24 protein-coding genes and 2 tRNA genes are annotated in these 24,462 nt (G+C 63.2%); 8 read left to right on the top strand and 18 right to left on the bottom strand.

The genetic code is table 11. The features are described from left to right. Window positions 1–42: 42 nt before the first annotated feature. The 6 genes from E2L06_RS11380 to E2L06_RS11355 form a co-directional block, all read right to left on the bottom strand. A complete protein-coding gene (locus tag E2L06_RS11380; RefSeq protein ID WP_138781484.1) occupies window positions 43–576 on the bottom strand; it encodes a hypothetical protein in 534 nt (177 codons plus the stop codon). Between the two features lie 158 nt (window positions 577–734). After that, window positions 735–1,151, bottom strand: a complete 417-nt coding sequence (locus tag E2L06_RS11375) for a hypothetical protein (protein WP_138781482.1) — start codon at window positions 1,149–1,151, stop codon at window positions 735–737. 1 nt (window position 1,152) lies between these two features. Then, a complete protein-coding gene (locus E2L06_RS11370; protein WP_138781480.1) occupies window positions 1,153–2,835 on the bottom strand; it encodes an FAD-dependent monooxygenase in 1,683 nt (560 codons plus the stop codon). Continuing rightward, window positions 2,835–4,388 (bottom strand): electron transfer flavoprotein subunit alpha/FixB family protein, encoded by a 1,554-nt coding sequence (locus tag E2L06_RS11365; RefSeq protein ID WP_138781478.1) that lies wholly within the window; start codon window positions 4,386–4,388, stop codon window positions 2,835–2,837. Before E2L06_RS11365 ends, E2L06_RS11370 begins: the two co-directional genes overlap by 1 nt. A 1-nt stretch (window position 4,389) precedes the next feature. Further along, a complete protein-coding gene (locus E2L06_RS11360) occupies window positions 4,390–5,256 on the bottom strand; it encodes an electron transfer flavoprotein subunit beta/FixA family protein (protein WP_138781476.1) in 867 nt (288 codons plus the stop codon). Window positions 5,257–5,471: 215 nt separating this feature from the next. Further along, the gene (locus tag E2L06_RS11355; RefSeq protein WP_138781474.1) at window positions 5,472–6,326 is read right to left on the bottom strand and encodes a polymer-forming cytoskeletal protein; all 855 of its coding nucleotides are present in this window, start codon (window positions 6,324–6,326) and stop codon (window positions 5,472–5,474) included. A 138-nt stretch (window positions 6,327–6,464) separates the two neighbouring features. Here E2L06_RS11355 and E2L06_RS11350 point away from each other — a divergent pair, with 138 nt between their 5' ends. Further along, on the top strand, window positions 6,465–6,662 hold the full coding sequence (locus E2L06_RS11350; RefSeq protein ID WP_138781472.1) for a DUF5800 family protein: 198 nt from the start codon (window positions 6,465–6,467) through the stop codon (window positions 6,660–6,662). 65 nt (window positions 6,663–6,727) lie between these two features. Here the strand turns inward: E2L06_RS11350 and E2L06_RS11345 are convergent, their stop codons facing one another. Both E2L06_RS11345 and E2L06_RS11340 read right to left on the bottom strand, forming a co-directional pair. Next, complete coding sequence (locus tag E2L06_RS11345; RefSeq protein ID WP_138781470.1) at window positions 6,728–7,291, bottom strand: DUF420 domain-containing protein; 564 nt, start codon at window positions 7,289–7,291, stop codon at window positions 6,728–6,730. A gap of 187 nt (window positions 7,292–7,478) precedes the next feature. Beyond that, window positions 7,479–7,563 (bottom strand) — tRNA-Leu (locus tag E2L06_RS11340). 233 nt (window positions 7,564–7,796) lie between these two features. Between E2L06_RS11340 and E2L06_RS11335 the strand changes: the two genes are divergently transcribed. Then, entirely contained in the window at window positions 7,797–8,483 is a 687-nt protein-coding gene (locus tag E2L06_RS11335) for a TVP38/TMEM64 family protein (protein WP_138781468.1), read from the top strand. Window positions 8,484–8,542: 59 nt separating this feature from the next. Here the strand turns inward: E2L06_RS11335 and E2L06_RS21890 are convergent, their stop codons facing one another. After that, window positions 8,543–8,719: an HVO_2523 family zinc finger protein gene (locus tag E2L06_RS21890; protein WP_171052351.1), complete on the bottom strand. Its 177-nt coding sequence runs from the start codon at window positions 8,717–8,719 to the stop codon at window positions 8,543–8,545. Window positions 8,720–8,827: 108 nt separating this feature from the next. Next, complete coding sequence (locus tag E2L06_RS11330) at window positions 8,828–11,950, bottom strand: adenosylcobalamin-dependent ribonucleoside-diphosphate reductase (protein WP_138781466.1); 3,123 nt, start codon at window positions 11,948–11,950, stop codon at window positions 8,828–8,830. 434 nt (window positions 11,951–12,384) lie between these two features. Between E2L06_RS11330 and E2L06_RS11325 the strand changes: the two genes are divergently transcribed. After that, window positions 12,385–12,576 carry a hypothetical protein gene (locus E2L06_RS11325; RefSeq protein ID WP_138781464.1) on the top strand — a complete coding sequence of 64 codons (192 nt, stop codon included), beginning with the start codon at window positions 12,385–12,387 and terminating at the stop codon, window positions 12,574–12,576. A 50-nt stretch (window positions 12,577–12,626) separates the two neighbouring features. Here the strand turns inward: E2L06_RS11325 and trpG are convergent, their stop codons facing one another. From trpG to trpD, 4 genes are read right to left on the bottom strand one after another with little or no spacing between them, the layout of a single operon-like run. Further along, on the bottom strand, window positions 12,627–13,208 hold the full coding sequence (gene trpG, locus E2L06_RS11320) for an anthranilate synthase component II (protein ID WP_394348743.1): 582 nt from the start codon (window positions 13,206–13,208) through the stop codon (window positions 12,627–12,629). Between the two features lie 56 nt (window positions 13,209–13,264). Further along, window positions 13,265–14,938, bottom strand: a complete 1,674-nt coding sequence (gene trpE, locus E2L06_RS11315) for an anthranilate synthase component I (protein ID WP_138782546.1) — start codon at window positions 14,936–14,938, stop codon at window positions 13,265–13,267. A 5-nt stretch (window positions 14,939–14,943) separates the two neighbouring features. After that, complete coding sequence (locus E2L06_RS11310) at window positions 14,944–15,600, bottom strand: phosphoribosylanthranilate isomerase (protein ID WP_138781460.1); 657 nt, start codon at window positions 15,598–15,600, stop codon at window positions 14,944–14,946. Continuing rightward, window positions 15,597–16,613, bottom strand: coding sequence for an anthranilate phosphoribosyltransferase (trpD, locus tag E2L06_RS11305; RefSeq protein ID WP_138781458.1), 1,017 nt, complete (start codon window positions 16,611–16,613; stop codon window positions 15,597–15,599). The genes E2L06_RS11310 and trpD overlap by 4 nt, the downstream gene beginning before the upstream one ends. 187 nt (window positions 16,614–16,800) lie before the next feature. Here trpD and E2L06_RS11300 point away from each other — a divergent pair. After that, window positions 16,801–16,875 (top strand) — tRNA-Val (locus E2L06_RS11300). A gap of 40 nt (window positions 16,876–16,915) precedes the next feature. Here E2L06_RS11300 and E2L06_RS11295 read toward each other — a convergent pair. Continuing rightward, window positions 16,916–18,556 (bottom strand): MFS transporter, encoded by a 1,641-nt coding sequence (locus tag E2L06_RS11295; RefSeq protein ID WP_138781457.1) that lies wholly within the window; start codon window positions 18,554–18,556, stop codon window positions 16,916–16,918. 430 nt (window positions 18,557–18,986) lie between these two features. Here E2L06_RS11295 and E2L06_RS11290 point away from each other — a divergent pair, with 430 nt between their 5' ends. Next, window positions 18,987–20,375 carry a selenium-binding protein SBP56-related protein gene (locus E2L06_RS11290; protein WP_138781455.1) on the top strand — a complete coding sequence of 463 codons (1,389 nt, stop codon included), beginning with the start codon at window positions 18,987–18,989 and terminating at the stop codon, window positions 20,373–20,375. 134 nt (window positions 20,376–20,509) lie between these two features. Next, window positions 20,510–21,268 carry a hypothetical protein gene (locus tag E2L06_RS11285; protein WP_138781453.1) on the top strand — a complete coding sequence of 253 codons (759 nt, stop codon included), beginning with the start codon at window positions 20,510–20,512 and terminating at the stop codon, window positions 21,266–21,268. Between the two features lie 20 nt (window positions 21,269–21,288). Here E2L06_RS11285 and E2L06_RS11280 read toward each other — a convergent pair whose 3' ends face one another. Then, a complete protein-coding gene (locus E2L06_RS11280; RefSeq protein WP_138781450.1) occupies window positions 21,289–21,609 on the bottom strand; it encodes a hypothetical protein in 321 nt (106 codons plus the stop codon). A 9-nt stretch (window positions 21,610–21,618) separates the two neighbouring features. On the opposite strand from E2L06_RS11280, the gene E2L06_RS21885 reads away from it, so the two are divergent. Beyond that, window positions 21,619–21,780: a hypothetical protein gene (locus E2L06_RS21885; RefSeq protein ID WP_171052350.1), complete on the top strand. Its 162-nt coding sequence runs from the start codon at window positions 21,619–21,621 to the stop codon at window positions 21,778–21,780. Here the strand turns inward: E2L06_RS21885 and E2L06_RS11275 are convergent. Both E2L06_RS11275 and E2L06_RS11270 read right to left on the bottom strand, forming a co-directional pair. Continuing rightward, window positions 21,763–22,983 (bottom strand): RNA-guided endonuclease TnpB family protein, encoded by a 1,221-nt coding sequence (locus tag E2L06_RS11275; RefSeq protein WP_138781448.1) that lies wholly within the window; start codon window positions 22,981–22,983, stop codon window positions 21,763–21,765. The two genes, E2L06_RS21885 and E2L06_RS11275, sit on opposite strands and share 18 nt — an antisense overlap. Then, the gene (locus E2L06_RS11270) at window positions 22,984–23,127 is read right to left on the bottom strand and encodes a DUF2080 family transposase-associated protein (RefSeq protein WP_138781446.1); all 144 of its coding nucleotides are present in this window, start codon (window positions 23,125–23,127) and stop codon (window positions 22,984–22,986) included. Window positions 23,128–23,529: 402 nt separating this feature from the next. Here E2L06_RS11270 and E2L06_RS11265 point away from each other — a divergent pair, with 402 nt between their 5' ends. Next, window positions 23,530–24,438 carry an AEC family transporter gene (locus tag E2L06_RS11265; RefSeq protein ID WP_138781444.1) on the top strand — a complete coding sequence of 303 codons (909 nt, stop codon included), beginning with the start codon at window positions 23,530–23,532 and terminating at the stop codon, window positions 24,436–24,438. Window positions 24,439–24,462 lie beyond the last annotated feature (24 nt).

Genomic DNA, 24,462 nt, shown 5'->3' with positions numbered 1-24,462 from the left:
TGCGTCTCGCTCTTCGAAACGGGTTCCGGCGTAACTCAGCGTCTAGCTGCTTTCGTTGCCGCTTTCGTTGCCAGTTTCGTTGCCAGTTTCATTTCCGGTTTCGTTCCCGCCACCACCGCCGCCACCGCCACCACCGCTGCCACCCATTTGAATATCGCCGATCATCGTCGTCGGGTGGATCTGGCAGATGTACGTGGTCATCTCGGGGCTGGCAGTGAACTCGAGCCACTGGTCTTGGGGTTCGGTGACGACTTCCGTCGCCAGGTCGTCGATGACTTCGTCGTTTTCGTTATGGATTTCGATGTTGTGCCGGGCACCGTCACCAGTTGTCCAGCCGATTTCGTACGTTTCTCCTTCTTGGAGGATGAGCGTCGGGTTCGACGTGCCCTCGATCGAGGAGGGTGCGAGTCCTTCCCAGCCGGCCGTCTGCCCGTCAAACTCGATTTGCGTGCCGGGATCGATCTCCACGCCGCCACCGCCACCGCCGTTTCCGTTCCCGTTCCCGTTTCCGTTGCCACCACCGCCACAGCCTGCGACAACTGCCGTCGACGCAGCAACGCCTGTCAACTGAAGCATTCGTCGTCGGGATAACCGATCGTCTCGTGCCATCAGGCTACCTTTGCGCTCGACCGGAATAGCCGAATACCCGTCTCCTGCGTGGGAGTCAAGTGCAGGCTGGCACAGGACAGTGACGACTCCGTTTACCGATCCGAACGTCCCTGACCCGCTTTAGGTCACCGCGCCGATAGCTGATGGGCGCGTCGCTCCGGAACGCGGGTCAACAACTGTGCCGTGTCGACGATGTTTCGCGTTTCGAGCAACATTTCCGCCGCCTCGCGGATCGTAAACTCGGCCTCGAGGGCGACGCCGTGACAGCGCGTGTAACACTCGAGCCAGCGGTTCATCGCGGTCTCGAGGGCATCGAATTCGGCCGCTGAAAACGGCACGAGCCGCCCGCCGGTTCGGGCCTCGACGTAGAGCCAGATGGCCTGGCCTGCGCCCTCCCGGAGGAAGTCGGTGGCATCGTCGGGACTCGTCGGACCGTCCGGCATCGGATCGTCGGTCGAGCGCGTCTCGACTCCGTCGAACGCTGCCCGCTCGCGTTCGGCGCGGCGTGCGAGTGCAGCGATCCGTGGCCCGTACCGGCTCATCTTATCCCTCGCGGAACTCGATGCCCTTGCCGCCGCGGGGGTGTTCCCACGCCGTGTCGGCGACGATCGCACAGGTCCCACACTCGACGCAGGGCTGGGTGTCGAGGCTCACCAGCGTCTCTGCGGTGCCGTTGGTCTTGACCGTCTCCGATCGGTAACAGCCGCCGCCGAAGTCCTCGGCGCTGACTGGGCAGGCGGTGACGGCTGCGCCGCTTGCCTCGGCGGACTCGTCAAGCAGTTCGATGTGTGGATTGCCGACGTCCGTATCGTAGGTCAACTCGCCAATGCGCTCCTCGAGACTCGGCGGCTCGATGTCGCTGTCCCAGTAGATCGTCTTGCCGTGTTCCTCGGCGATCAGCGTCGGCAGGGAGACGTAGCCGGTCTTCGTATCGGGCAGCATCGACACCAAAAACGGCGAGTTGTACGCCCGCTCGAGCAGCCGATCGGCGATGGGATTGCCGACCGCCAGCGAGCCGATCGGCGAGTCAAGCACTCGTTCGACCGCGTTCGTCACGGCGTCGTGTTCGCTGACGCTCTGACTGAGTTCGTACCGCCGAGGCCGGAGCTTGTCCATCGTTCCGGAGTCCTCGAGCAGTTTCGTGTAGCGCCGACCGGCGGCTTCCGGATCGCGGTTGCCGCGGGTGATGGCGAAGGCGTCAGCCGCGAGCGCGCCCGCGGTGACGGCGTGGTTCATGCCTTTGATGATCGGTCCCTGGGCCTGCATCTGGCCGGCGGCGTCGCCGACGAGGACGAGCCGGTCGCGGTAGGGACGGCGGTGGGCGACCTTCTTCGAGTCGGGGACGAGTTTCGCCGCGTACTCTCGCTCGTGGTACTCGTTTTGGAACCAGCCCGCCAGTACCGGATGCGTCAGCAGCGCGTCGAGCAGTTCGTGGGGTTCGGCCTCCTGCTCGACGAGGCTATCGAGGTGGAAGACGGTCCCGATCGACAGCGAGTCCTCGTTGGTATAGAGGAAGCCGCCGCCGCGGACATCGCTGAAGAGATCTCCGGAGAACAGGTGGGCGGCTCCTTCGTCGGGCCCTATGTCGAACCGATCGTCGATCGCGTCGGGGTCCATGTCGACGACGGCTTTGACCCCTTGGAACCACTCGTCGGGTTCCTCCCAGTCCATCAGTCCTGCCTCGCGGGCGAGTTCGGAGTTGACGCCGTCGGCCGCGACGATCAGATCCGCCTTGATCGGATCGAGTTCGTCGCAGGTGATGCCGACGATCTCCCCGTCTTCACGAAGGAGGCCGTCGACACGGACGTTCGTCAGGACGCCGCCGCCGGTTTCGCTGGTCTTCTCGTGGACCCGTTGCTCGAGCCACGAGTCCATCTCCCGGCGGAGGACGGCGTCACACCAGTCGGTGTCGTGTTCGTGGAGATCGGTCAGGTCGTAGGTCTTGACCGCGTTGCCGGCGATGTTGTGGATGTAGTAGTCCGTAACCGGCCGCTCGGACGCGCGCTCGCGGAAGCCGTCGAAGAGGTCGTCGATGGTGTAGGGGGCCGAGTCTTCGGCGTAGATCAGCCCGCCGGAGACGTTCTTTGCGCCCGCCTCCGTTCCGCGTTCGAGAACGAGCGTCTCGATATCGTGGTCTGCCAGTCGCGAAGCCGCTGCGGCTCCACCGGGCCCACAGCCGACGACGACGGCCTCGTAGTGTTCGTAGACGTCCGTTCCGGCCGCCATCACTCGTCACCTCCGTCGGCGACGGCCTCGGGCTCGAGGCCCCGCTCACCCGATTCCACGGCCGCGGTGAGCCGTGGCAGGACCTCGAAGAGGTCGCCCTTGATGAAGTAATCGCTGAAGTCCCGAATGCGGGCGTCAGGATCGGTGTTGATCGCGACGATCGTGTCGGATTCGTCCATACCGACTTTGTGCTGGACCGCCCCGGAGACACCCGCCGCGATGTAGACATCGGGTGCGACGACCTGGCCGGTCTCGCCGATCTGACGTTCCTCGTTCGAGTAGTTCTCGACGTGACCTTCGAACTGATACGAGGAGGTGACGATCCCCCGCGTGATGCCGAGTTCAGCGTTCTCGAAGGCGTCGACCAGCTCGAGGCCGAGTTCCATCCCCTCGGTGGGGTCGTCAGCGATCCCGCGGCCGAGACAGACGATCACGTCGTGGCCGGTGAGGTCGATCCCGGCCTCGAGACGGTCGTGGTCGGTGATTTCGACGCGGAACCAGTCCTCGTCCAATTCCATATCGTGTTCGACGACCAGTCCCTCGTGATCGGGATCGCGCTCTATCGGCTCGAAGCTGCCCGGAATGACTGAACAGCCCTGTGGATGGAACTCTCGGCCCGGATTGTCGAGACACAGGATCGTCGAGTACTCGAAGCCCGAGAAGTCCGGCCGCTTCATGTGCAGGACTTTCTCGAAGGTCTTCTTGACGCCGGGCTCGCCGGTCTTGACCGGGTTTGACACCTCTTCGGCCTCGATAAACAGATCAGAACAGTCCGACGCCAGCCCGGAGTCGAGTTCAGCCTGGACCTTCGCCGAGAGGTCCCGCCCGTTGTTCGTCGCCGGGAACAGGATATACCGTGGTTCGTCGTAGTCGCGCCAGTCGGTGCTCTCGACGGTTCCCTTCCCGCGTGCCATGTGGGCCGCGATTTCGGTGTAGGGTTTGTGCAGGAACCGCTCGAGGCGCTCGTCGTCGTGGTAGACGGCGACGTCGGCCCCGTAGGCGATACACTCCTCGGCCAGCCCCTCACAATCGTCGCCCATCAGGAAGGCGACGACGTCTTCGTCGTCTCCGTAGTCCTCCTCGAAGCCGTCCATGAGCTCGCGAGCCTTGCCGAGCATCTCCTTCGAGACGTCGAGCAACTCACCGCCCTGCGTCTCACAGAAGACCCACATGTCTGCGTACGCGCCGTCTGCGAGCGCCCGGACGTGTTTTTTGTCGCGGGTCGGGTGGGTGAGGTCGTCATCCTCTTCTGGTTCGGCCTCGGCGTCCGACTCGTCGGCCCCCTCATCGTCGACGGTGTCGCCCGCTGCCTCGTCGCCGGTATCACCTTCGGTCTCTTCGTACTCGCCTTCCGTCTCTGTGTCCTCCTCGACACCCTCGTGATCGACGCCGAGTTCCTCGAGCCGGTCTTGGATCGCCTCGCGGGCCGTCGTCCGATCTTGGCCGGTCCGCTCGGCCTCGAGAACCGCCTGGAGGTCATCCGCGTCGTCGATCGTCTCGAGTTCGTCGGTCAGTTCGTCGACGGTGTAGTCGTCGGGATCGATGGCTGTCATTTCAATCACCTGCCTCCGCGGCGTGGGGCTGCAGTTCCTCGAGAACCGGTACCATCTCGTTTTCGGCGGGGTCGATCATCGTGGCCTCTCGCTCGGACGGCGCTTTGGGGATCGGGTCGACCGACGAAACGATCGTCGGCGAGCCGTCAAGTCCAATGTAGTCGGGGTCGAGATTGAGATCGGCGTGATCCCACGTCGTCAGATAGTCGTCGTGGTTCGCGGCTCGCTGTTCGGTCTCGGCTCGCAACTCCTTGTGTGTCAGTCGATGTGAGGCCTTCCGGTAGGTCGGCTCGAACTCGGGATCGGTGATGACGAAACAGGGCAAGGGCGCTTCCACGGTTTCGACCTCGTCGATATCGCCCTCAACGAGCCGTTTCGCACGCAGCATCCGCTCGTCGGGATCGATGTCGAGTGCAATGACGTGGGTAACGATCGGCCAGTCCATCGCCCAGCAGGTCTGGGGACCGGTCTGGCCGGTTTCTCCGTCCGCCGTCTTGAACCCGGCAAAGACCAGATCGACGTCCGCGATTTCGTCCTGATATTTCTCGAGGCCGGCGCTCAACGTGATCGCCGTCGCCCACGTGTCGGAGGCAGCTAACTCGCGATCCGAGAGCAGATAGCTGTCGTCGGTGTAGACCGTCTCCATCGCCCCTTGCAAGACCTCGGCGTACCCTGGCGGCCCCATGCTCATACCGGTGACGTGGCCGCCATGGCGGACTTTCGTCTGCAGCGCAGCCTGCAGCGCGAACTCGTCGTTGGGGTTCATCACGGTCGGCGTCTTCCCCCGTTCTAAGTGGCCGTCCTCGTCGAACGAGACGGCCCCCTCCGAGAAGTCCGGGACGCCTTTCGTGAGTACGATCGATCTCATCGTCCCCTCCGCGACTGTGTGGTTACTATTCGCATGTCTGTGACCCCCTATCATAGTATCAGTATTAAGAATAGGGGAGGAAATCGCTGGTCGGAAATGGCCACAAAGCGGGTTTCTCTCGAGTGATATCTGGAAGATCGTGTTAGCAGGGCCCGGCATGACCCGCGTGCGATCGGGATATGATCCCGCGTTGGCTGGCCGGATGAGCGGTCGTGTTATTCCTGCTCGCGTTCGGTCGTCCCCATCGTGATCTCGCCAGCGGCACGGATCGTGCCGTCGACTTCGGCGTCGGGACCGAGCTCGAGATCGCCACAGGAGACGTCTCCGAGGATGCGCGTCTCGCTGCCGAGCTCGACGTCGCCGTTGCGGGTGGTGACGTCGCCGTGAATGCGCGTGTCGTCGCCGACGGTGATGTCGCCGCGTGCCCGGAGGCTTCCAAAGATATTGCAGGCCGTCCCGACGTCGATCGTCTCCGCGCGGACGTTCCCGTGGAGTCGGCAGTCGTCGCCGATCGTCGCGGGCGTCGAGACGCGCCAGGCGTCGTCGCCGACGGTCGCGTTCTGTGGGATCACCAGCGGCTCGGCCTCGGCGTCTTCGTCGTCCTCGAGGAGTTCGGAAACGAGTTGCTGGGCCGTGTCGTCCTCGCCGATCAACAGGAGGTGTTTAAGATAGACGAACAGGAAGACGATCGTCGGCATCGGGTTGCGAATGACGATCCAGCCGTTTGCCTCGAATCCATCCTCGATCTCGACGTCGTCGCCGATGTCGAGATCGCCCGCGACTTTCAACCTGCCGCCGACGTGGACGCGTTCACCGATGTAGGCGTCCTGGCCGACGAGGACGTTGTCGGCAACGTCACACCACATGTCGAGTCGACAGTCGCCGTCGGCTTCGATCGCGCCGCCGAACTCGGCCCCTTCGCCGGCCAAGACGTTCCGGCCGCGGACCCCGAACTCGACGGTCGAGCGCCCACCGACGAGGACGTCCCCGTCGGTAACGACGTCGCGCTCTTGCGTTTCCGTTCCGTCTGGAACGATGAGTTCGTCGAGCGGATCCCTACTGAAGGCCACATTCACGTCACAAGGACATATCACCTAATAAATCTCGCGCGTCGTCGGCCGTTCGTCTGACGTGCGTCTGCCGGTTCGGTGAGCCAACTGCCGCGGACAGTCGCCCCGTTTTTACACTCCCGTTGCGTACGGCCAGTCATGACTACACTCGCGTTCGACGACGACGGCGTCGATGTCGTCTACGAAGGCACCGAGTTCCGCCTCGAGAAGGACCTGATCGAGGAAGCCACCGAGAAATCCTATTACGACGTGACTGACCACGAAGTCCTGAAAATCGTTGCCGAACAGCCGAACCTGCAGGGCGAGCCCCGTCGGATCGGCGATATTCTCGACTGACCTCTTTCTCGAGTACGTCTTCCGGAGACGTACTCACCGAATCGATAGCTGCTCGCCGAGCGCAGTCAGTAGATGACGTGGAGGATCACGAACACGACGATCCCGAGTGTAAACGAGATCAGCCACAGCGTCGCCGCGATCCGGCCCACGCGGGCGTGACTTGTCCGGGCGAGTTCCGCGGCCGGCCGGGAGAACGCGAGCATGAGGACGTAGTAGAGCAACGGAATACAGACGACCGCCAGCAGGATGTGGATCGCCAGCAACGGCAGATAGACGAACTGGTAGACGGTCTCTGGGCCAGGGAACGGCTGCGGCCCGCCCGTCACGGTCAATCGGTACAGATAGAGGACGAGAAAGCCCACGAAGAGGCCGAACGACGCCATCATCGCGACCCGGTGGCGGTCGACGTTCCCGCGACGGATCTCCCGCCACCCCATCGTGATCGTCCCGATCGCGGCCGCGCTGAGCACGGCGTTGACGAGCGGAATCGTTTCGATGACCCACTCTGGCGCTGCGGGCACGCTCGAGGACGGAATTCGGCCGCCCGCGGCCGCGAAGACGACCGCCAGCGATACCACGCTCAACACGCCGGTGAGAAGCCGCACGCGCTCTCTGGGGACGTATTCCATGTGTGGTCGTTCGAGCGCAGCGGGAAAGTGGTTACTCTCTGGGGTGCTGTCGCTGTGCGAGTCGGTATGCCGCGCTCGAGACGGCTATCGCTCGTCGGAAGTAGTGTCGGAAAGGATTATGCGTGGGTGATGTCCACGAAGGGAGATCACCTGCATCGATTGTGGTGGATGTGTTCCACCGATGCGATGCGTGGGACCGGATTCGAACCGGCGGACCCCTACGGGACAGCGCCCTCAACGCTGCGCCGTTGGCCTGGCTTGGCTACCCACGCTCGCTGTCTTTGTCTGCACTCAATCGTATCCAGTGTGATTATAAAAGCCCTTTCCTTTGCGTCCGCGACTGCGGTCGAATCACACACTGCTAGTTCTACCTGAATGATGGATACCCGGCTGATTCCCGTCGCCATCGGTCGATCGACCGCTGCTTGTCGCGATACTTGCCGCTATCTTCACTGCGGCCGGGACAGTCACAAAGGCTTCAACGCTCGAGCGATAGATTCGACCGATGTCTGTGCCGTCGAATCGGTCGCGCGCGATCGCCGGCGCGCTCGTCGCTGTCGGGATGGTCGCCGCCGGCGTCCTCGTCTCGCCGACGACGGTGCTCGAGACCGTCGACGCGGTGGCCGCGGATCCACTCGCGTTTGGGGTCGTCGTCGCGGGGCTCTATCTCGTGCGACCAGCGCTGGCCTGGCCGACCACGCCACTTGCGGCCGTCGTCGGGTACGGTTTCGGCGTCACCGCTGGGATTCCGATCGCGCTCGCCGGCGTCGTCACGACGGTGCTCCCGATTTTCGTCGCGGTCCGGTGGCTTACCGGCGACGACACAGCCGCCGCGGCTGACAGCAGCGGTAGCCTACTCGAGCAAGCCGGCGAAACCGTCGCGCGCTATTACGATACTGCAGGGCCGCTGCGGGGTGTCACCGCCTCGCGGCTGGCACCAATCCCCTCGGACGTCGCGACGTGTGCGGCCGCCGTCAGCGACGTCGATCTCCGGCATCTGATCGTCGGGACGGCGATCGGTGAGCTGCCGTGGACAGTCGCCGCGGTCGTCGTCGGTGCCTCCGCAGCAACGGTCTCGACGAACGGGCTCGGTGATCTCGGGCTCGCACTCTCGCTTAGCTGTGCGCTCGCTGCTGTCCTCTTGCTCGCCGGTCCGCTCTATCGTGCGCTGCGTGCGCGGACTCAGCAGTGAGCCGACGGCTCGAGACGATCGACGGACGGCTAACTGGCCCCTTCGGTTTCGAGAAGTGCTCAGCGGAAGGGATCGCTGCAATCGATGATGACGCCGTGGTGTGGACAGACGTACTTGCAGTGGCGTTTGTACATCGGTGCCTCACAGTGTGGACAGCGCGGGCCGCCAGCCGCGCGGTCGCTCGGGTCGTCCACGGGAGCGCCACCAGCGGTGCCATCCCCACTGTCGGCAGTCATAGGACACTATTCTCGCTGGTCAGTGCTAAGTGTGGTGTTTCCGGTGGTTCAGCGACGGAAAATGAGAGATAAAACGAAGATACCGCTCGAAACGGCCTCAGTCAGCGCTTAGCACTCGCTCCAGCCACAGGACTCGCAGGTCTTGCAGCCTTCGGAGAAGTACAGCGACATCGACCCACAGTCGGGACACTCCGGCGACTCGCCGGCGTCGATGAGGTCCTGGGTGGTATCGTCGTCGGTCTCTGCGGCCGCACCGCCCTGTGCGGCGGCTGCACCGCCGTCGGTCTTGTGACCGGGGGATTCGACGCGATCCGCGTCAGCCGACTCCTCGAGCGTCTGCTGTTTCGGATACGGCTTGTCGATTTCGCCCTCGAGATAGCGACGCATCGCGGTACCGATCGCGTCGGGGATCGACTGAATCTGTTCGCCCTTGTCCCAGGCGACTTTCGGGCTGCGGGTGCCACAGAGTTCGTCGACGATCTCCTCGGGGTCGACACCCGAGCGCAGCGAGGTCGAGATGACCTTCGCCAGCGCCTCGGTAAAGGAGTTGGTGAAGCCACCGGAGTGGCCGATGTTCGCGAACAGCTCGAAGGGCTGGCCGGTCTCGGGATCTTCGTTGATCGTGACGTAGATCTTCCCGTAGCCGGTGTCGATGCGCTGGCTGACGCCCTGGAGGGCGTCGGGCCGTTCGCGCTTCTCGGTGAAGTCGACCTGCATCGGCTCGGCGTCGCCCAACAGCGCGTCGACGTCTTCCTCGAGGATGTCCTGGACCTCTTTGCTCTCGAGGAACTGCTCGAGTCCGCCGAAGATCTCGTCGATCTGCTCGACCAGCGCCTCGGCGGCCTCGGTTTCGTCGGCGAAGTCGGCGTTGTCGGCGCGCGTGGTCAGCACCTGCTTGCTGCGAGTCCCGTCGCGGTAGTAGGTAACACCCTTGCCGCCGTGCTCGTAGATGTACTCGAACACGTCCTTGGCGTCCTCGAGCGTGGAGTCGTTGGGCGCGTTGACAGTCTTCGAGATCGCGGAGTCGACGCCTTCCTGGCAGGCGACCTGCACGCCGGCGTGCTCTTTCGCCGAGAGATCACCGGTCGTGACGAACAGTTCGCCGATGGCGTCGGGCACCGTCGAGAGTCCCTCGACGCCGTTGAACTGATTGGTCGCCATCTGCTCTTTGGCCTCTTCCTTGACCGCGTCGACGTCGATGTCGTTGTCCTTCAGGACGCGGAGGAAGTAGTCGTCGAACTCGACGAGCATCTCGTCGCCCTGAACGTCGTCGGAGACGTTCTTGTAGTAGGCAACGTTGTAGATGGGTTCACAGCCGCCGGTGGTGTTGCCGACCATGCTCGTGGTGCCCGTGGGGGCGATGGTCGTCGTGTTGTGGTTCCGGATCGGGAACCCGTCCTCCCAGTCGTCGGCGTCGAGGCCGGTCTGGTGCTCGAACCACTCGCGGTACTCGGTCGGGTTCGCGTACTTGGACTTGTCCCACTCGTCGAAGCTCCCGCGCTCCTCGGCGAGTTCGTGGGACGTCCACTTCGAGGTGTGGTTGATGTGGGTCATCAGCTGGCGCGCGACCTCGTTGGAGGCCTCGCTGCCGTACTCCATGCCGAGCTGGATGTACAGCTGCGCCAGGCCCATGATTCCCAGCCCGATCTTGCGCATCTCTCGGACCTTCTGTTCGATCTTTTCGACCGGGAAGTCCGACATCGTGACGACGTTCTCGAGGAACCGGGTGCCCATCTCGATGCGGCGGTCGAACTCCTCGAAGTCGACGGCGTCTTCGAGGAAGGCGTCCACGGCGTCCGCGAGTGTGTCGTACTCGTCACCGTGCTCGTCGTACCAGACGCGCCAGTCAGGAGCCTCGAGGTCCGCGAGCGTCGAGAGGTTGATGTGGCCGAGGTTACAGGCCTCGTACTCCTCGAGGGGCTGCTCGCCACAGGGGTTCGTCGCGAGGATGCGGTGGTCGGGGTGTTTCTCGATGTCGAAGGAGTGTTGCTTGTTCACCCGCTCGAGGTAGATAACGCCGGGTTCGCCGTTCTCGTGAGCGCCCTCGACGATGTCGTCCCAGAGTTCCTCGGCTGGGATCGACAGCTCCGCGCCGACCTCGACGTACTCGCCGAGGCCGAACATGTCGTACAGCTCCTTCGTCTCCTCGGTGGCGACGTGGGGCTCGCCCGTTCGCGGGTTCGTGAAGGTAAACTCCTCGCCGTTCTGTAGGGCTTCCATGAAGCCGTCGGTGATGCCCACGGAGATGTTGAAGTTCGAGAGGTGCCCCTCGACGGCGTTCCGGAGATGCTTGGGGACCCGCCCCTCATCGTCGATGAGTTCGCGGGCTTCGTCCAAGGCTTCCTGGAAGGAGGTGTGGGTGTAGTCGTCGGGGTCGTTCAGGCGCAGCGTCTCGGCCAGCGAGACGTCCTTGTTCTTGGCGTGGATGAACTGGATGACGTCGGGGTGGGAGACGCGCATGACGCCCATCTGCGCGCCGCGGCGAGCGCCGCCCTGGGCGATCGTCTCGCACATCTGGTCGTACGTGCGCATGAACGTGATCGGTCCCGACGCGATGCCGCCGGTCGAGCCGACCGCGTCGCCGTAGGGACGGAGCCGCCAGAAGGCATAGCCCATGCCGCCGCCGCTCTGGAAGACCTGCGCGGCCTCCTTGGCGGTCTGGTGGATGTCGTCGATATCGTCATCGGGAGAGTCGACGAAACACGCCGAGAGCTGTTGGAGTTCGTCGCCCGCGTTCATCAGGGTCGGCGAGTTCGGCATGAAGTCGAGGTTCGCCATCATCTCTTGGAACTCGTCGGCGACGTCCACGACGTGCTCGCGGATCTCGTCGGGGAGTTCGGGGACGATAGTGTCGTAGGCGAACTTGTTGACGTTGTAGATAGAAAGCGTGGTTTCAGTCTCGTCGTCCGTAGTGGTACCGGCGCCGAAGACCTCCGCAGCGAGTTCGTCCCGCCGCGGGTGGTCGGGCTTAAGCTGGTCGGGCGTGACCGTGATCTCGAGGTCCTGTTTCTCGGCCTCGTAGACGGCTTCCGCGAGTGCGATGTTCTTTCCGACGCGGTCGAAGAGGTCTTCCTGCTCTTCGATGAGATCGCCGTCGGCGTTTTTCCGCAGATAGCGCGCTGGCAGAATGTTGTGGTAGGCGTTGTCGGTCAGTCGCTCCTCGAGGGTGTCGCCCTCGGTGCGCTTGATCGGGAGCGTCAACTCCGCCGCGGAGAGGTCGGCGTCGCTCATGCGCGAGCCACCTCGTCGCTACACCGCTGCAACGCGTCGATTCTGGCGTGGGTCCGGGTCCTGACTCTAATCATTCGTGACGAAGGTTCAGTATTCACGTATTCATCTTAAGCGTGGTGTTTTCTCCTACTCTACTTGTAATAGTACAAATATAGTTGTATAGATGCCTCTGTAGCCTATCGTGTCTAGGTCTCCCGCGGCCGCCGAAACGGCCGCCTGTGCGGTCATTCGATACTACGTTGCCGACCGACTTAACGATTTTCAGACCGAACTGAAAGTGATTGTAAGCGACGGTATCCCGTCTCTTTCGTGTGATTTTCTCTTTCACTTACCTATGGCTGGACCGTCTAGACAGTGTCGCTCGAGTTACTCACTGTCGGTGATCAGTCATGATATCCAGAAAGATTACGTCCCTGCGGCATCGGGAGGTACATATGATCGATGCACTCACGTCGGTACCACCGATCTTGCTGGTACTGACCGCGCTTGCCGCCTTCGCCGTCGCAGCCGTCGCGATCAAGATTGCGGTCAAACTGGCCGTCAGAATCGGGATCGCCGCCGCGGTTATCCTCGCAGCGCTCTATGCCGTCGGTCTGACTGATCTCGCGTTTCTGCCCTTTTTCTGAGCGTTGCCGTCCCGGTTCGCTGCCACAAAACAGCACAGTACGTGTCGGACTCAGACCAGCGCGAGGAAGTTTTCGATCACGTCGTGTCCAGCCGCCGTGAGCACGCTTTCGGGATGGAACTGCACGCACTCGAGTGGATACTCGCGGTGGCGCACGCCCATGACAAGCGTCTCCGCGTCGTGTTCTGCGGTCGCAGAGACCTCGAAGCAGTCCGGCACGTCGGTCGCGACGAGCGAGTGATACCGACCGGCCCGAAACCCCTGCTCGAGTCCAGCGAAGACGCCCTCGCCGTCGTGGTCGACCGCGGATGCCTTTCCGTGGATCGGTTCGGGCGCGCGGCCGACGGTGCCACCGTACTCGTAGACGGCGGCTTCCAGACCCAGACAGACCCCGAGCGTCGGCACCTCCGGTGAGAGTTCTCGGAGGACGGCCATCGAGACACCGACGTCGCGGTCGTGTTTCGGGTGGCCAGGGCCGGGGCTGATGACGATCGCGTCGGGATCGACGGCGCGCACGTCCGCGAGCGAGGCCGTGTTCTTCAGCACCTCGGTTTCGGTGCCGGGCAGTTGGCTGACGTACTCGACGAGGTTGTATGTAAAGGAGTCGTAGTTGTCGATGAACAGGACCGTCATCGACTCAGCCGACCCATCGGCCGGTCCGTTCGCGTCCGCCTCGTCCGTCGTCGCGCTCATCGGCTCACCTCCGGCGTCGCTTCGGCGTCACTTACGTCCGACTCGATAGCTGGCCGTTCGATCTCTTCGAGCGCTGCCAAGACGCCGCCCATCTTCTTTTCCGTCTCCTCGTACTCGGCGGTCGGATCGCTGTCTGCGACCAGTCCTGCGCCGGCCTGCACCGTGATCCGATCCCGGTCGCCCTCGTCTTCGACCGTCGCGGTTCGAATCACGATCGCGAAGTCCGCGTCGCCGGTCCAGGAATAGTATCCGACGCCGCCGCCGTAGAGGCCGCGTGGCTCGGTCTCGAGGTCGTCGATGATCTCCATCGCGCGGATCTTCGGCGCGCCCGAGAGCGTCCCGGCGGGGAATGACGCTCGCGTCGCGTCGAACGCATCCGAATCGTCGGCCAGTCGGCCGGTCACCGTCGACTCGATGTGTTGGACGTGGCTGTATTTGAGGACGTTCATGAACTCATCGACGCGGACCGACCCCGGCTCCGAGACACGACGCACGTCGTTGCGCGCCAGATCGACCAGCATCGTGTGCTCGGCCCGTTCCTTGCCGTCGGCGAGCATCTCGCCGGCGAGTCGGCGGTCTTCGACGGGACTCGAGCCCCGGTCGCAGGTCCCCGCGATCGGGTTCGACATGACCTCGCGGCCGCGCACCGAAATGAGCGTTTCAGGGCTGGCGCCGACGACGGTTAGATCGTCGTGGTCGAGCAGATACATGTACGGCGACGGGTTCACGTCGCGCATCGCCTCGTAGAACCCGAGCGGATCGATGTCGCCGTAGAGCTCCCGGGTGCGGGAGATCACGCCCTGATAGATGTCGCCATCGAGGACGTGTTCTTTGGCCTGCCGAACGCTGTCTTCGTACTCCGCTTTCGGCCCCGCGACTTCGTTCTCGCGGACGAACCCGCCGGTCTCGGGGTGGTCGGCGTCGGCAAGCGTCGCCGCGGCGTCGGCGGCTTCCGCCTGCAGGGTGTCGTAGACCGCCTCGGGGTCGTCGTCGCCCTCGAGCACCGGCGTAAAGACCAGCGAGACCGTTCCATCGCGCTCGTCGAACGCCAGCGTCTTCGTCGTCAGGAGGAACTGCGCGTCCGGGAACCGCGAATCGGGCCGCTCGAGCCCGACTTCCTCGAGCCAGAGGTCGTAGACGGCGTCGTAGGCCAGAAAGCCGACCAACCCGCCCTCGAGATGCTGGCGGTCGTGGTCTGGCACGTTCTCGAGGCGCACGTCGGGCATCGCGGCTCGCAGCGCGTCGACGGTATCGCCGTCGGCGTCCGTCTCGATCGCTGCAATCGGTGCGTCATCTGACAGCACCTCGACGGTCGCATCGCCGGATTCAACCGTCACGACGGCTTCGGGATCGTAGCCCACGTAGGAGTAGCGCGCGTGGCGCGCGGCACCCGTGGTACTCGGCCGGAAGGCACCGTCCGGATCGCTCGAGGCTGTCTTCTCGGCGCTCTCGAGCAGGAAGGCGTACGGTGAGCGCTCGCGGTCGCTCGCCGCGGAACGGCCGGTCAGCGCGGCGTAGGCTGCAAGCGGCGTCGTGTCGACCTCGAGGGTCGCGACGGCACGGACGACGGCCGGCTGGTCCGCTCGCTCGTCGCTCGTGCCCGCGTGGTCGCAAAACGTCTCTCGATCGATGTCGAACGTCGGCGACTCGGTGGTATCGGTGTCGGTCATGGTGGTCACGGTTCCGGCTCCGCCCGTCGGCGGGCAGTCGTCGCTCGCTCGACAAAGGAGCGGACGGCGTCGACGTCCTTGACGCCGCCGCGTTGCTCGACGCCGCTTGCCACGTCGACGGCGAAGGGCTCGACGGTTCGAACCGCATCGGCGACGTTCGCGGGCGTGAGTCCGCCCGCGAGGATCACCGGCGACTCGAGGGTCGACGCGGCGTCGCGGGTCCGATCCCAGTCGTGGGTCCGACCGGTTCCGCCACCGCCATCTTCGCCTGCCGTGTCGACGATGAGGCCGTCGACGATATCATCGTAGGCTTCGGCGGACGGGACGTCGTCGGCGTCGATCGCGAGCAAGAGATCGGCGTCGACCGCCGACTGCAGGGCGTCGAGGTCGTCGGGACGGCCGCCACCGTGGAGCTGGAGCGCGTCGGGCTCGACCCTCTCGACCAGTTCGACTGCGTCGACGGGATCGTCGACCATCGTCACGAGTACGCTCGTCACGAACGGCGGCGTAGCAGCCGCCAGTTCCGTGGCCTGCTCGACGGATACCTCACGCGGCGTCTCGACCGGCACGTCACAGATGATGCCGACCGCGTCCGCGCCTGCGTCGACGGCCGTCCCGAGGTCGGCTTCGCTGGTGAGTCCACAGACCTTGACCCGCGTCATCGTCCCTCCGGCTGTGGCGTCACGCTGCAGAGCTGCTCGAGTTTTCGCGCCGCCGCGCCCGAATCGATCGCCTCGTGGGCGGCGTCGGCACCGGCTGCGAGCGAGTCAGCCTCGCCGGCGACGTAGATCGCTGCCCCGGCGTTGGCCAGGATGACGTCGCGTTTCGCGCCGGTCACATCGCCCTCGACGATGCCGCGCATATCGGCGGCGTTCTCTTCGGGCGCGCCGCCCGCGATGTCGTCGATCGCGTGCTCGTCGAGGCCCAGATCCGCGGGCTCAAGGGAGTACTGCTCGACGGAGCTGCCCTCGACTTCCGCGGCGACGGTCTCGCCGTGGATGGCGATCTCGTCGGTGCCCGCACCGTGGACGACCAGCGCGCGATCGATGTCCATCCGCGAGAGGGCGTCCGCGAGCGTCGAGACGAGATCGGCGTCGTAAACGCCGACGACCTGTGCGTCGGCCCCTGCGGGGTTGGTCAGCGGTCCGAGGACGTTGAAGATCGTCCGCATCCCGAGTTCCTTGCGCGGCCCGATGACGGCTTTCATCGCCGGGTGGAACACCGGTGCAAGCATGAAGCCGATGCCGTCGTCCTCGATGGCTTCCTCGACCGCCGGCGGTTCGGCTTCGACGTTGACGCCGACTTCTTCCAAGACGTCCGCGCTGCCCGACGACGATGAAACCGAGTAGTTGCCGTGCTTGGCGATCGGAACGCCAGCACCCGCGGCGACGATCGCGCTCGTCGTCGAGACGTTGATCGTGTTGTAGTCGTCACCGCCGGTGCCGCAGGTGTCGACGAGTGGCTCGCGATCCGGCGAGATCGTTCTGGCCGCATCGCGCATCCCTTCGGCGAAGCCCGCGATCTCGGCTTCCGTCTCCCCTTTCGCGCGCAACGCCGTCAGCAATGCGCCGATCTGCGCCTCCGTTGCGCCCTCGAAGACGGCCGTCGACGCCGCTCGAGCCTCTTCCTGTGTCAGATCCTGTCCCTCCGTCACTCGTTCGACGTACTCCTGCATAGTGAACACCAATGTACGTTGTTGTCTTGTAATGCCCAAATCCGTACATCACCTTAAGCGTGTCGACCGGGTGCGTGAGGGGGACTCCCGTACGGCGTTCGATTCGAAACCTTCAATTACGGTGGCGAGCAACGATTGAATGCAGTCAGGAAGCGTGGCAGCGAGGTCACGCAGACCGAAGCCAGGCGGGTTGGTGGTCTAGTCTGGTTATGACACCTCCTTGACATGGAGGAGGCCGGCAGTTCAAATCTGCCCCAACCCACTACTTTTCCCGCGATCACTACGCGACCGGCAAGTTTTGGTCAGTCCTTCACGATCGTTTCAGAGGTCTCTGGTGTTGCATCCGGGGATGATTCGGACTGGTTAGTTCCGGCGTCGTCGCCCGGTATCTGCCGTGGCAAGAACGTCGATGCGAGAAGCAGGAGCAACACGAACAGCACGAGAAGCAGCAGCGTCGCCCGCTGGGCGTCGAACATCGCTGCCTCGAAGATGCTCTCGAGCAACTGTCGTTGCGCTGGAGTGAGTTGGTCCAGGAACTGTTGCTGGGTGGCGTCGGTCGCTGTCTCTACGGCATCTTCGAGCGCGATCACCAGATCAGTTCGTTGGGCCGCTGAAACGGTCTCGCCCTCTGCTTGGAGCACTCTATCGACGACACCACCATAGAAGTGTCCGAGAAAGTACGAGCCAACGACTGCTGTCCCCAGGGAAAATCCGATCGAATAGCTGACGTTCAGGACGCCGGATGCCTCGGCGGAGTACGCAGTCGGGACAGCCGACATCGTCATATTGGTGATCTGTGCTAGGATGAGCCCGACACCGGCTCCATAAAGCGCCACTGGCAGAGCCATCTTGAGGATCGTCTGACCGGGACCTGTCTGCTCGTACAACAGCACCAGTGCAACGGCCATACACACGATCCCGATCTGGATAAGCGTCTTTGGCGAGATGTGCTTCCGCCAGTTGGGCGTAACCGTCGAAAAAGCGACCGACGCGAGTGAATACGGCAACAACGCAAGCCCTGTTTCGAAGGCGGTGTATCCGAGTACGGCCTGAAGATAGACCGGGAAGATAAAAAAGAAGCCAGCTGAGACGATCGAGCGCATGTTGTATGTGAGAACGCCGGCTAAAAACGGGCGGTTCGTCAGTACATGCAGCGGAACGAGCGGCGACTTCCCAGCACGTTCCAGTCGGCGTTCGTACTGAACGAACGCGGCGAACGCGAGCAGTCCGACCCCGAGAAGCCAGATTGCCGGCGATGTTCCAAGCGGATTGAACTGTATTCCGTCGACAACAAACGGCCGCCGTTCGACTACCCATCCATACTTCCCGCTCAGAACGAACCCAGTGACGAGCGATGTCGAACTGACGATGGACAGCGCTGTCCCACCTTTATCCAGTGAACGGGGCGTTTCCGACAGTGGGTTCGGACTCACGTACTGAGCGAAGAAGAGAACAACCCCCACACCGATGAGTTGCAGCGTAAATCCCCACCGCCAACTGGCGTACGTGGTCAGTGCGCCACCGATAATCGGTCCAATAGTTGATCCAACCCCGCTCACGCCAGCCAACAGTCCGAACGCCTTCGCCCGGTCATCATCTTCGTAACTGATGATCAAGACAGTGAATGTCAGGGGAAATATCACGGCAGCCGCAGACCCCTGGATGAGCGACCAGCCGAGGTAGAGGACCGTCGTATTCCAGCTAATCGACGCCACCACCGTCCCACCAGCATAGACCATCAATGCGACTGCCAGTACACGCCGAATACTATGCCGAGACGGCAGTGTACCGGCCGGGAGAACCAGCGCAGCTGTCACCAGCGAGTAGAGTGCAACCGCCCCCTGAATCACGGTGACCGTAGTACCGAAGTCGTCGACCATCGTGGGGATCGCCACGTTCATCAGGGATGCATTGAGGACCACGATGAACGTCGTCAGACTCACGGCGATTGCTGGTGCCCAGTATTGTACTCTCGTCTTTTCGTCCGTAGAGAGACGAGAACTCCCGTTGGAAGGAGGGCCATCTGGGGACATACAGTTGTCTAACACGGCTGACACACAAATAGCATGAGCCGTGACGATGATCTGCCTCTCCGTTTGCGTCGAACGACCTCGTTGTAGGTGCAGCGTTCAAACCTGCTTCGGCCCTACTTTCAGTGATACAAGGCATCGAGACGAGATCCCGAACGGAACATGACTCAGCGGCCCCGAAAACGCGAGGTGCTGGACTTCTGAATCAGTCCGGATCGGTCAACAGCTCGAGTCGACTGTCCCTTTCCCCAACACGAGAACGTCCCACCGAAACACTTGACCGAAAAATTGTCTTTGTTTTCCACGATATTAGTTTATGTTATCACTCGGTGTAATATAGGACATGAGTTCGCACTCAAAACACTCTGGTGAGAGTCACGTCCACGAACACCACCCCAGCGCGGTGGGATACGAGACGCCACAGGCCGCCATCGAGGAGGCGACTCGAGAGACCGTCGCCTACGTGCCAGCCCTCTACGTCGGCACGGATGTCGACGCGCCCGACATGCTGACCGTCGTCGACGTCGACCCCGACTCGTCGACCTACTGTGAGATCATCGATCGGATCGAGATGCCGACCGTCGGTGACGAGTTACACCACTTCGGCTGGAACGCCTGTTCGTCGTCCTGCCACGTCGAGGGGGCAGAGCGACGATATCTCGTCGTTCCCGGCAACCGCTCGTCGCGCATCCACATTATCGACACGAAAGATCGGGAAAATCCCGAACTCGTCAACGTGATCGAACCCGAGGCGGTCTTCGAACACGACCTTTCGGCCCCGCACACGGTCCACTGCATTCCGGAGGGGAAGATCATGATCAGCATGCTGGGCAACGCCGACGGCGACCTCCCGGGCGGGTTCCTCCTCCTCAACGAGGACTTCGAGATCGAAGGGCGCTGGGACACGCCAGGCGACATCGAGATGAACTACGACTACTGGTACCAGCCGCGCCGGAACGTGATGGTCTCGAGCGAGTGGGCTGCGCCGAAAACCTACTATCCGGGGTTCGACCTCGAGGACGTCGAAGCCGGGAAATACGGCCAGAAGCTGCACTTCTGGAACTGGGAGGACCGAACGGTTGAGCAGACGATCGACCTCGGCGAAGAGGGGATGATCCCGCTCGAGGTGCGCTTCCTGCACACCCCCGAATCTGACCACGCCTATGTCGGGGCCGCGCTCTCGTCGAACATGTTCCACCTGTACCGGGAGAACGGCGAGTGGCGCGCGGACAACGTCATCGACGTGGAGGCACGCGAACACGAGGACTGGGACATGCCGGTGCCGGGCCTCATCACGGACCTCCTGGTCTCGATGGACGACCGCTACCTGTTCTTCGCGAACTGGCTCCACGGCGAGGTCCGCATGTACGACATCTCCGATCCGTCGACCCCACGGCTGGCCGACACGATCTCCGTGGGCGGGCTGTTCAGTGACCGCCAGGAGGTTCAGGGCCGGCCGATCAATGCCGGGCCGCAGATGCTCCAGCTTTCGCTCGACGGCGAGCGCCTGTACTTCACGACGTCGCTGTACTCGACGTGGGACGACCAGTTCTTCCCCGAGGAAGGCAAGCAGGGCTCCGTGATGCTGAAAGCCGACGTGAATCCGCGCAAGGGGACGATGACTCTCGACGAGGAGTTCCTCGTCGACTTCGGAACGCTGCCCGAGGGACCGGCCCGCGCCCACGAGATCCGCTGGCCCGACGGCGACTGCACGAGCGACGTCTGGATGTAGGCGAGATGAACGAAGCCGCCCTCTCGAGACGACAACCGCTCGCGGGGGTGGACGCGGCCCGCTGACGGAACGTGGGCCGGTCGAAACGGTGACAATACAATGACCGTCCAGTCAACGAAAACCGGTGAGCGACGATGCGGGTAAGTCGAGCGGCCGCAACCGCGCTCGTCGCGCTCGCGAGCTGGCCCGCAGCTGTCAGCGCCCACGGGACCGGCGCAGAGACTACAGCGACCGGAGCCCACGGCCCGTCGATTCCGTTTGTCGTCGCGATCGGGTTCTCGGCATTGCTCGGCGTCGCAGTCGGCCTCGGGTCCGTCTCGCATTATCGAGCAAACCCTGCCGTTGCGGACGCCCACAGCGCGACGACGCGACGTGAGGTGACGGTGCTGGTGATCGTGCTTGGTCTCGTAGCGTTGCTGTCGGGGGTTACCCAGCAGTGGCTTCTGGCGATCGGTGGCGGACTGCTCGGCGGGGGACTCGCATGGGTCGGCCGAACACACGGCGTCTCGCCCCACGCCGGCTGTGCAGATGCCGCATTCGGCGCGATACTGACCCATCGCGTTGTCGAGGGGATCCTCGTTGCGGGTATCTACACGGCGAACGCCTCGTTCGGACTGCTCGCTCTTGTCTTCCTGACGGTGCACGCGATCGCCGAGACGGTCGCTGTCGGCGGACTGTACGCCCCAGTCAGCCGCCGCTGGGGCGTCGCGAGCGTCGTCGCGGTCCAGTTTGGCTTCGTCGCCGGCGCTGTCGGCGGGATCGTCCTCGTCGCCGGCCTCACACCGCCGGTCACCACGCTCCTGCTCGCGGGTGTCGGAGGTGCCCTCCTCGTCACGGGAACGACCGAGTTCCGCATGGCAGCGATGGGGCGACGGCACCGTCTCGAGGCGTAACCCCGAACACGGCGTGAGCGTCAGTTAATCGATTCCCAGGTTGCAGAGGCAGTTACGCGACCGTCTCCGACGTCGACCGAGCGCTCAGTGGCCGACGAGCCGAGCGACTCCTCGAGCGCGCTCGCGTCCGCGTCGCCGAGGATTGCCGCGAACTCACCGGTCGCCTTCGATCCAGCGTTGTCGAACGTGAGCGAACTGACGCTGCCGTCGACGCCCTCGAGTTCGGTGTACCCCATGTCCAAGTCGTCCTGGGTTCCGCTTCCGGTGTCGGAGACGTCATCACCGCTGTCGTCGTCGCTTTCGGAGGCGGGCTCGAACGACTCGCCGTAGCCGCCAAACACGAGGTGACCGTGCCCCGCAGTCGAGACGAGCCACGCGAGGTCGTCGCTTGCCTCGGTCGCCCGTTCCGTCTCGCCCGCGGCGGCCTCGATCGGGGTCCGAATCGCGTCGACCGGATCCGCAACATCGTCACGGCTGGTGACTTCCTCCCCACCCTACTCGCTCACCGCTGACGCGGTTCGCTCCTTGAGGGTGGGGCTTCCTGTTTCCACGACGTTGTCAGACTTCGTCTGACAGCCTGTCGAGGTTCCCTCGACAAACGCGCTTTGCAGGAACCGAAGTGGTTCCCGTAGGAGCGCAGTCTCCACAGGCGGTGATTCGGGACAGCCCGTCCCTACTTTGTCGAGACCGCGAGAAAGAATGTTCCACGACGCATTCGCGTCTCTGTCCGCCTCGAACCCACACGACGCACACTCTTTCGTCGTTCCTCGCGGGTCTACGGCGACGAAATACGTCCCCTCACGCTTGCACTTGTATTCGAGTATTCGGAGGAACGTTCCCCACGAGGCCCCGGCTCGGTTCCGCGAGTTGCCCGGAAGTTCGACCAGTCCCTTCGCGTCCAAGTCCTCGACCGCTACAAGGTTGTACTCACGGGCGTAGTATGCCGAGAGTTTGTGGAGGAAATCCCGCCGCTTTCGCTTCAAATCGGCGTGTCGGCGGGCAACTGTCTTGCGCTGTTCCTCCCAATTGTTCGACCCATGCTCTTTCCGCGAGAGGTTGCGTTGGGCACGTTCCAACCGCTCGCGTTCATCCGAAAGGTCCGGCGACTCGACGGCGAGATCATCGCTGTCATGGACGTATTTTAGGATACCTACATCGATACCAACTGCGTCGGTCACTTCATCGGGTTTCTCGGGTGGGTCGTCGAGAGTTTCGACGCCGAGAATGGCGTACCACTTGCCGGTGGGTTCGCGTTTGACCGTGACGGTCTTGATGATGGCGTCGTCGGGAAGGTCACGGTGGAACGTGAGGGGAATGTCACCAATCTTCGAGAGCCACAGTTGAGTCCGGCCACTCGTGTTTTTGAGTTTGAAGCCGGACTGACTGTAGGTGAACGACTGGTACTCTCCCGGTGCTTTCCACTTCAACTTCCCAACGTTGTAGCCGTTCTCTTTGCGAGCGTTGAGCGTTGAGAGGTTGTCGTATAACCGCTGAACGACTTTCTGAAGCACCTTCGAGTGAACGTCTCGCAGGTCACTCCACCACTTCTTGAGATCCGGTAGGCGTTTCTGTTCGGAGTATGCCGACGTGTCGTCGTGTCTGTTGAGGCGGTGGAGAAAATGATTGTAGACCTGTCTACAGGTATCGACAGTCCACGCTAACCGCTTGCGGAGGTCGTCGAACGGGTTCAGCCGATACCTGTAGTTGTAGTTCATCTATTCGTCATCGGGGTCAGAAGTACGGACGACTTTCACGTCTGCGCCACGCCAGCGTTTCGGGACGTAGACGTGAGCGCCGTTGCCGGTAGCTTTTACGTCGCCATCCACGACTTCGTGGCCGTTGATTGTGAACTGTCCCATGTACGATGTAGATACATTGTCTCGACAAGCAAACGCTTCGGTTGGCCTGTGGGCCGGTCGTTGTGGAGCGTATGTGAGACGACGACGGCGCTGTATCCCCGCCCTACTGCGCTACTCGGCCTTCGGCCTGCGTTGCTCCTTGAGGACGGGGCATTAGCGCCTGAATTTTAGGTAATACATGATGAGCGTTTCTGAATCGCTGCCACGCCGCAAGGACGGGAGACAGCCCATTGCCAGCCGATCGAATGGGACCGTTACCGTTGATACCGATCGTCGAACTCACTCACGACTGGGCGTTCGCCACCGGATTGGAGAACTGGCTGAGCGAAAGTGGTGTGCAACTACTCCACATGGCCGTACGCGACCGAACGGTACAAACCCGCGAGTCGACTTGACCGGGATATGGAAGTCGTCGGCCGGCTGCTGGCGCTGCTCGCGGTGTTGCTGGTCGGTGCTGGACTGCGGACGACCGGCATCCTCGATCGCCGTCGGACCGAACTGCTGAATGCCTTCGCGTACTACGTCGCGCTGCCGGCGCTGATCTTCGTCTCCACTTACGACCAGGCGATCGGTGAACTGCTCTCACCGGCACTGCTCGGTGGTCTCCTCTTCGTACTGTTTGCGACCGTGGGACTCGCCGCGCTCGTTCATCGGAATCGTGACTCGAGCGCGCGCCGCAGTGTCGCGATCGTCCAGTCGTATCACTCGAATCTGGGCTATCTTGGCTTGCCGCTGGTCGCGGCGACGTTCGACGCGTCGGTGACGGCGATCGCGAGCGTCGTCTTAGGCGTCGTGACGCTGACGCAGATGCCGCTGACGATTCTCGTCCTCTCGACGCTGAACGGGGCCGACGTCTCGCTCGCGCGTGAACTCCGCGGGCTCGTGACCAATCCCGTGTTGGTGACGCTGGTCGGCGGACTCGCCGTTGGCTCGCTCGGAATCGCGATTCCGTCGGCTGCCGCGAGCGGGCTCGACACCGTCGGCTCGCTGGCGTTGCCGATCGCGTTGCTCTGTGTGGGTGCCTCCCTGCAGATCGATTCCACGAACATCGATCTTGAGGCGACTGCCGCCGTCGTCGCGCTCAAAATCGGGCTGATGCCGGTGATCGCGTGGGCCGTCTTCTCAACGCTGGCCGTCGATTCGGCGACGTTCACCGCTAGCGTGGTGATGTTCGGGACGCCGACGGCCGTCTCGACGTTCGTCTTCGCGAACGAACTTGGCGGCGACCGGGAGTTCGCATCGCTAAACGTGTTCCTCACGACGCTGCTCTCGATCGCGACACTGTTCGTGCTCATCACGCTGGTCGGCTAAGCGGGAGCCCCTCTCTGCATTGGG

Origin of the sequence: Haloterrigena sp. H1, from assembly GCF_005938085.1 — an archaeon.
In the GTDB taxonomy this organism is placed as follows: domain Archaea; phylum Halobacteriota; class Halobacteria; order Halobacteriales; family Natrialbaceae; genus Natrinema.
Note: the sequence above shows the minus strand (reverse complement) of the source record. Positions and strands in the feature narration are given on the sequence as shown.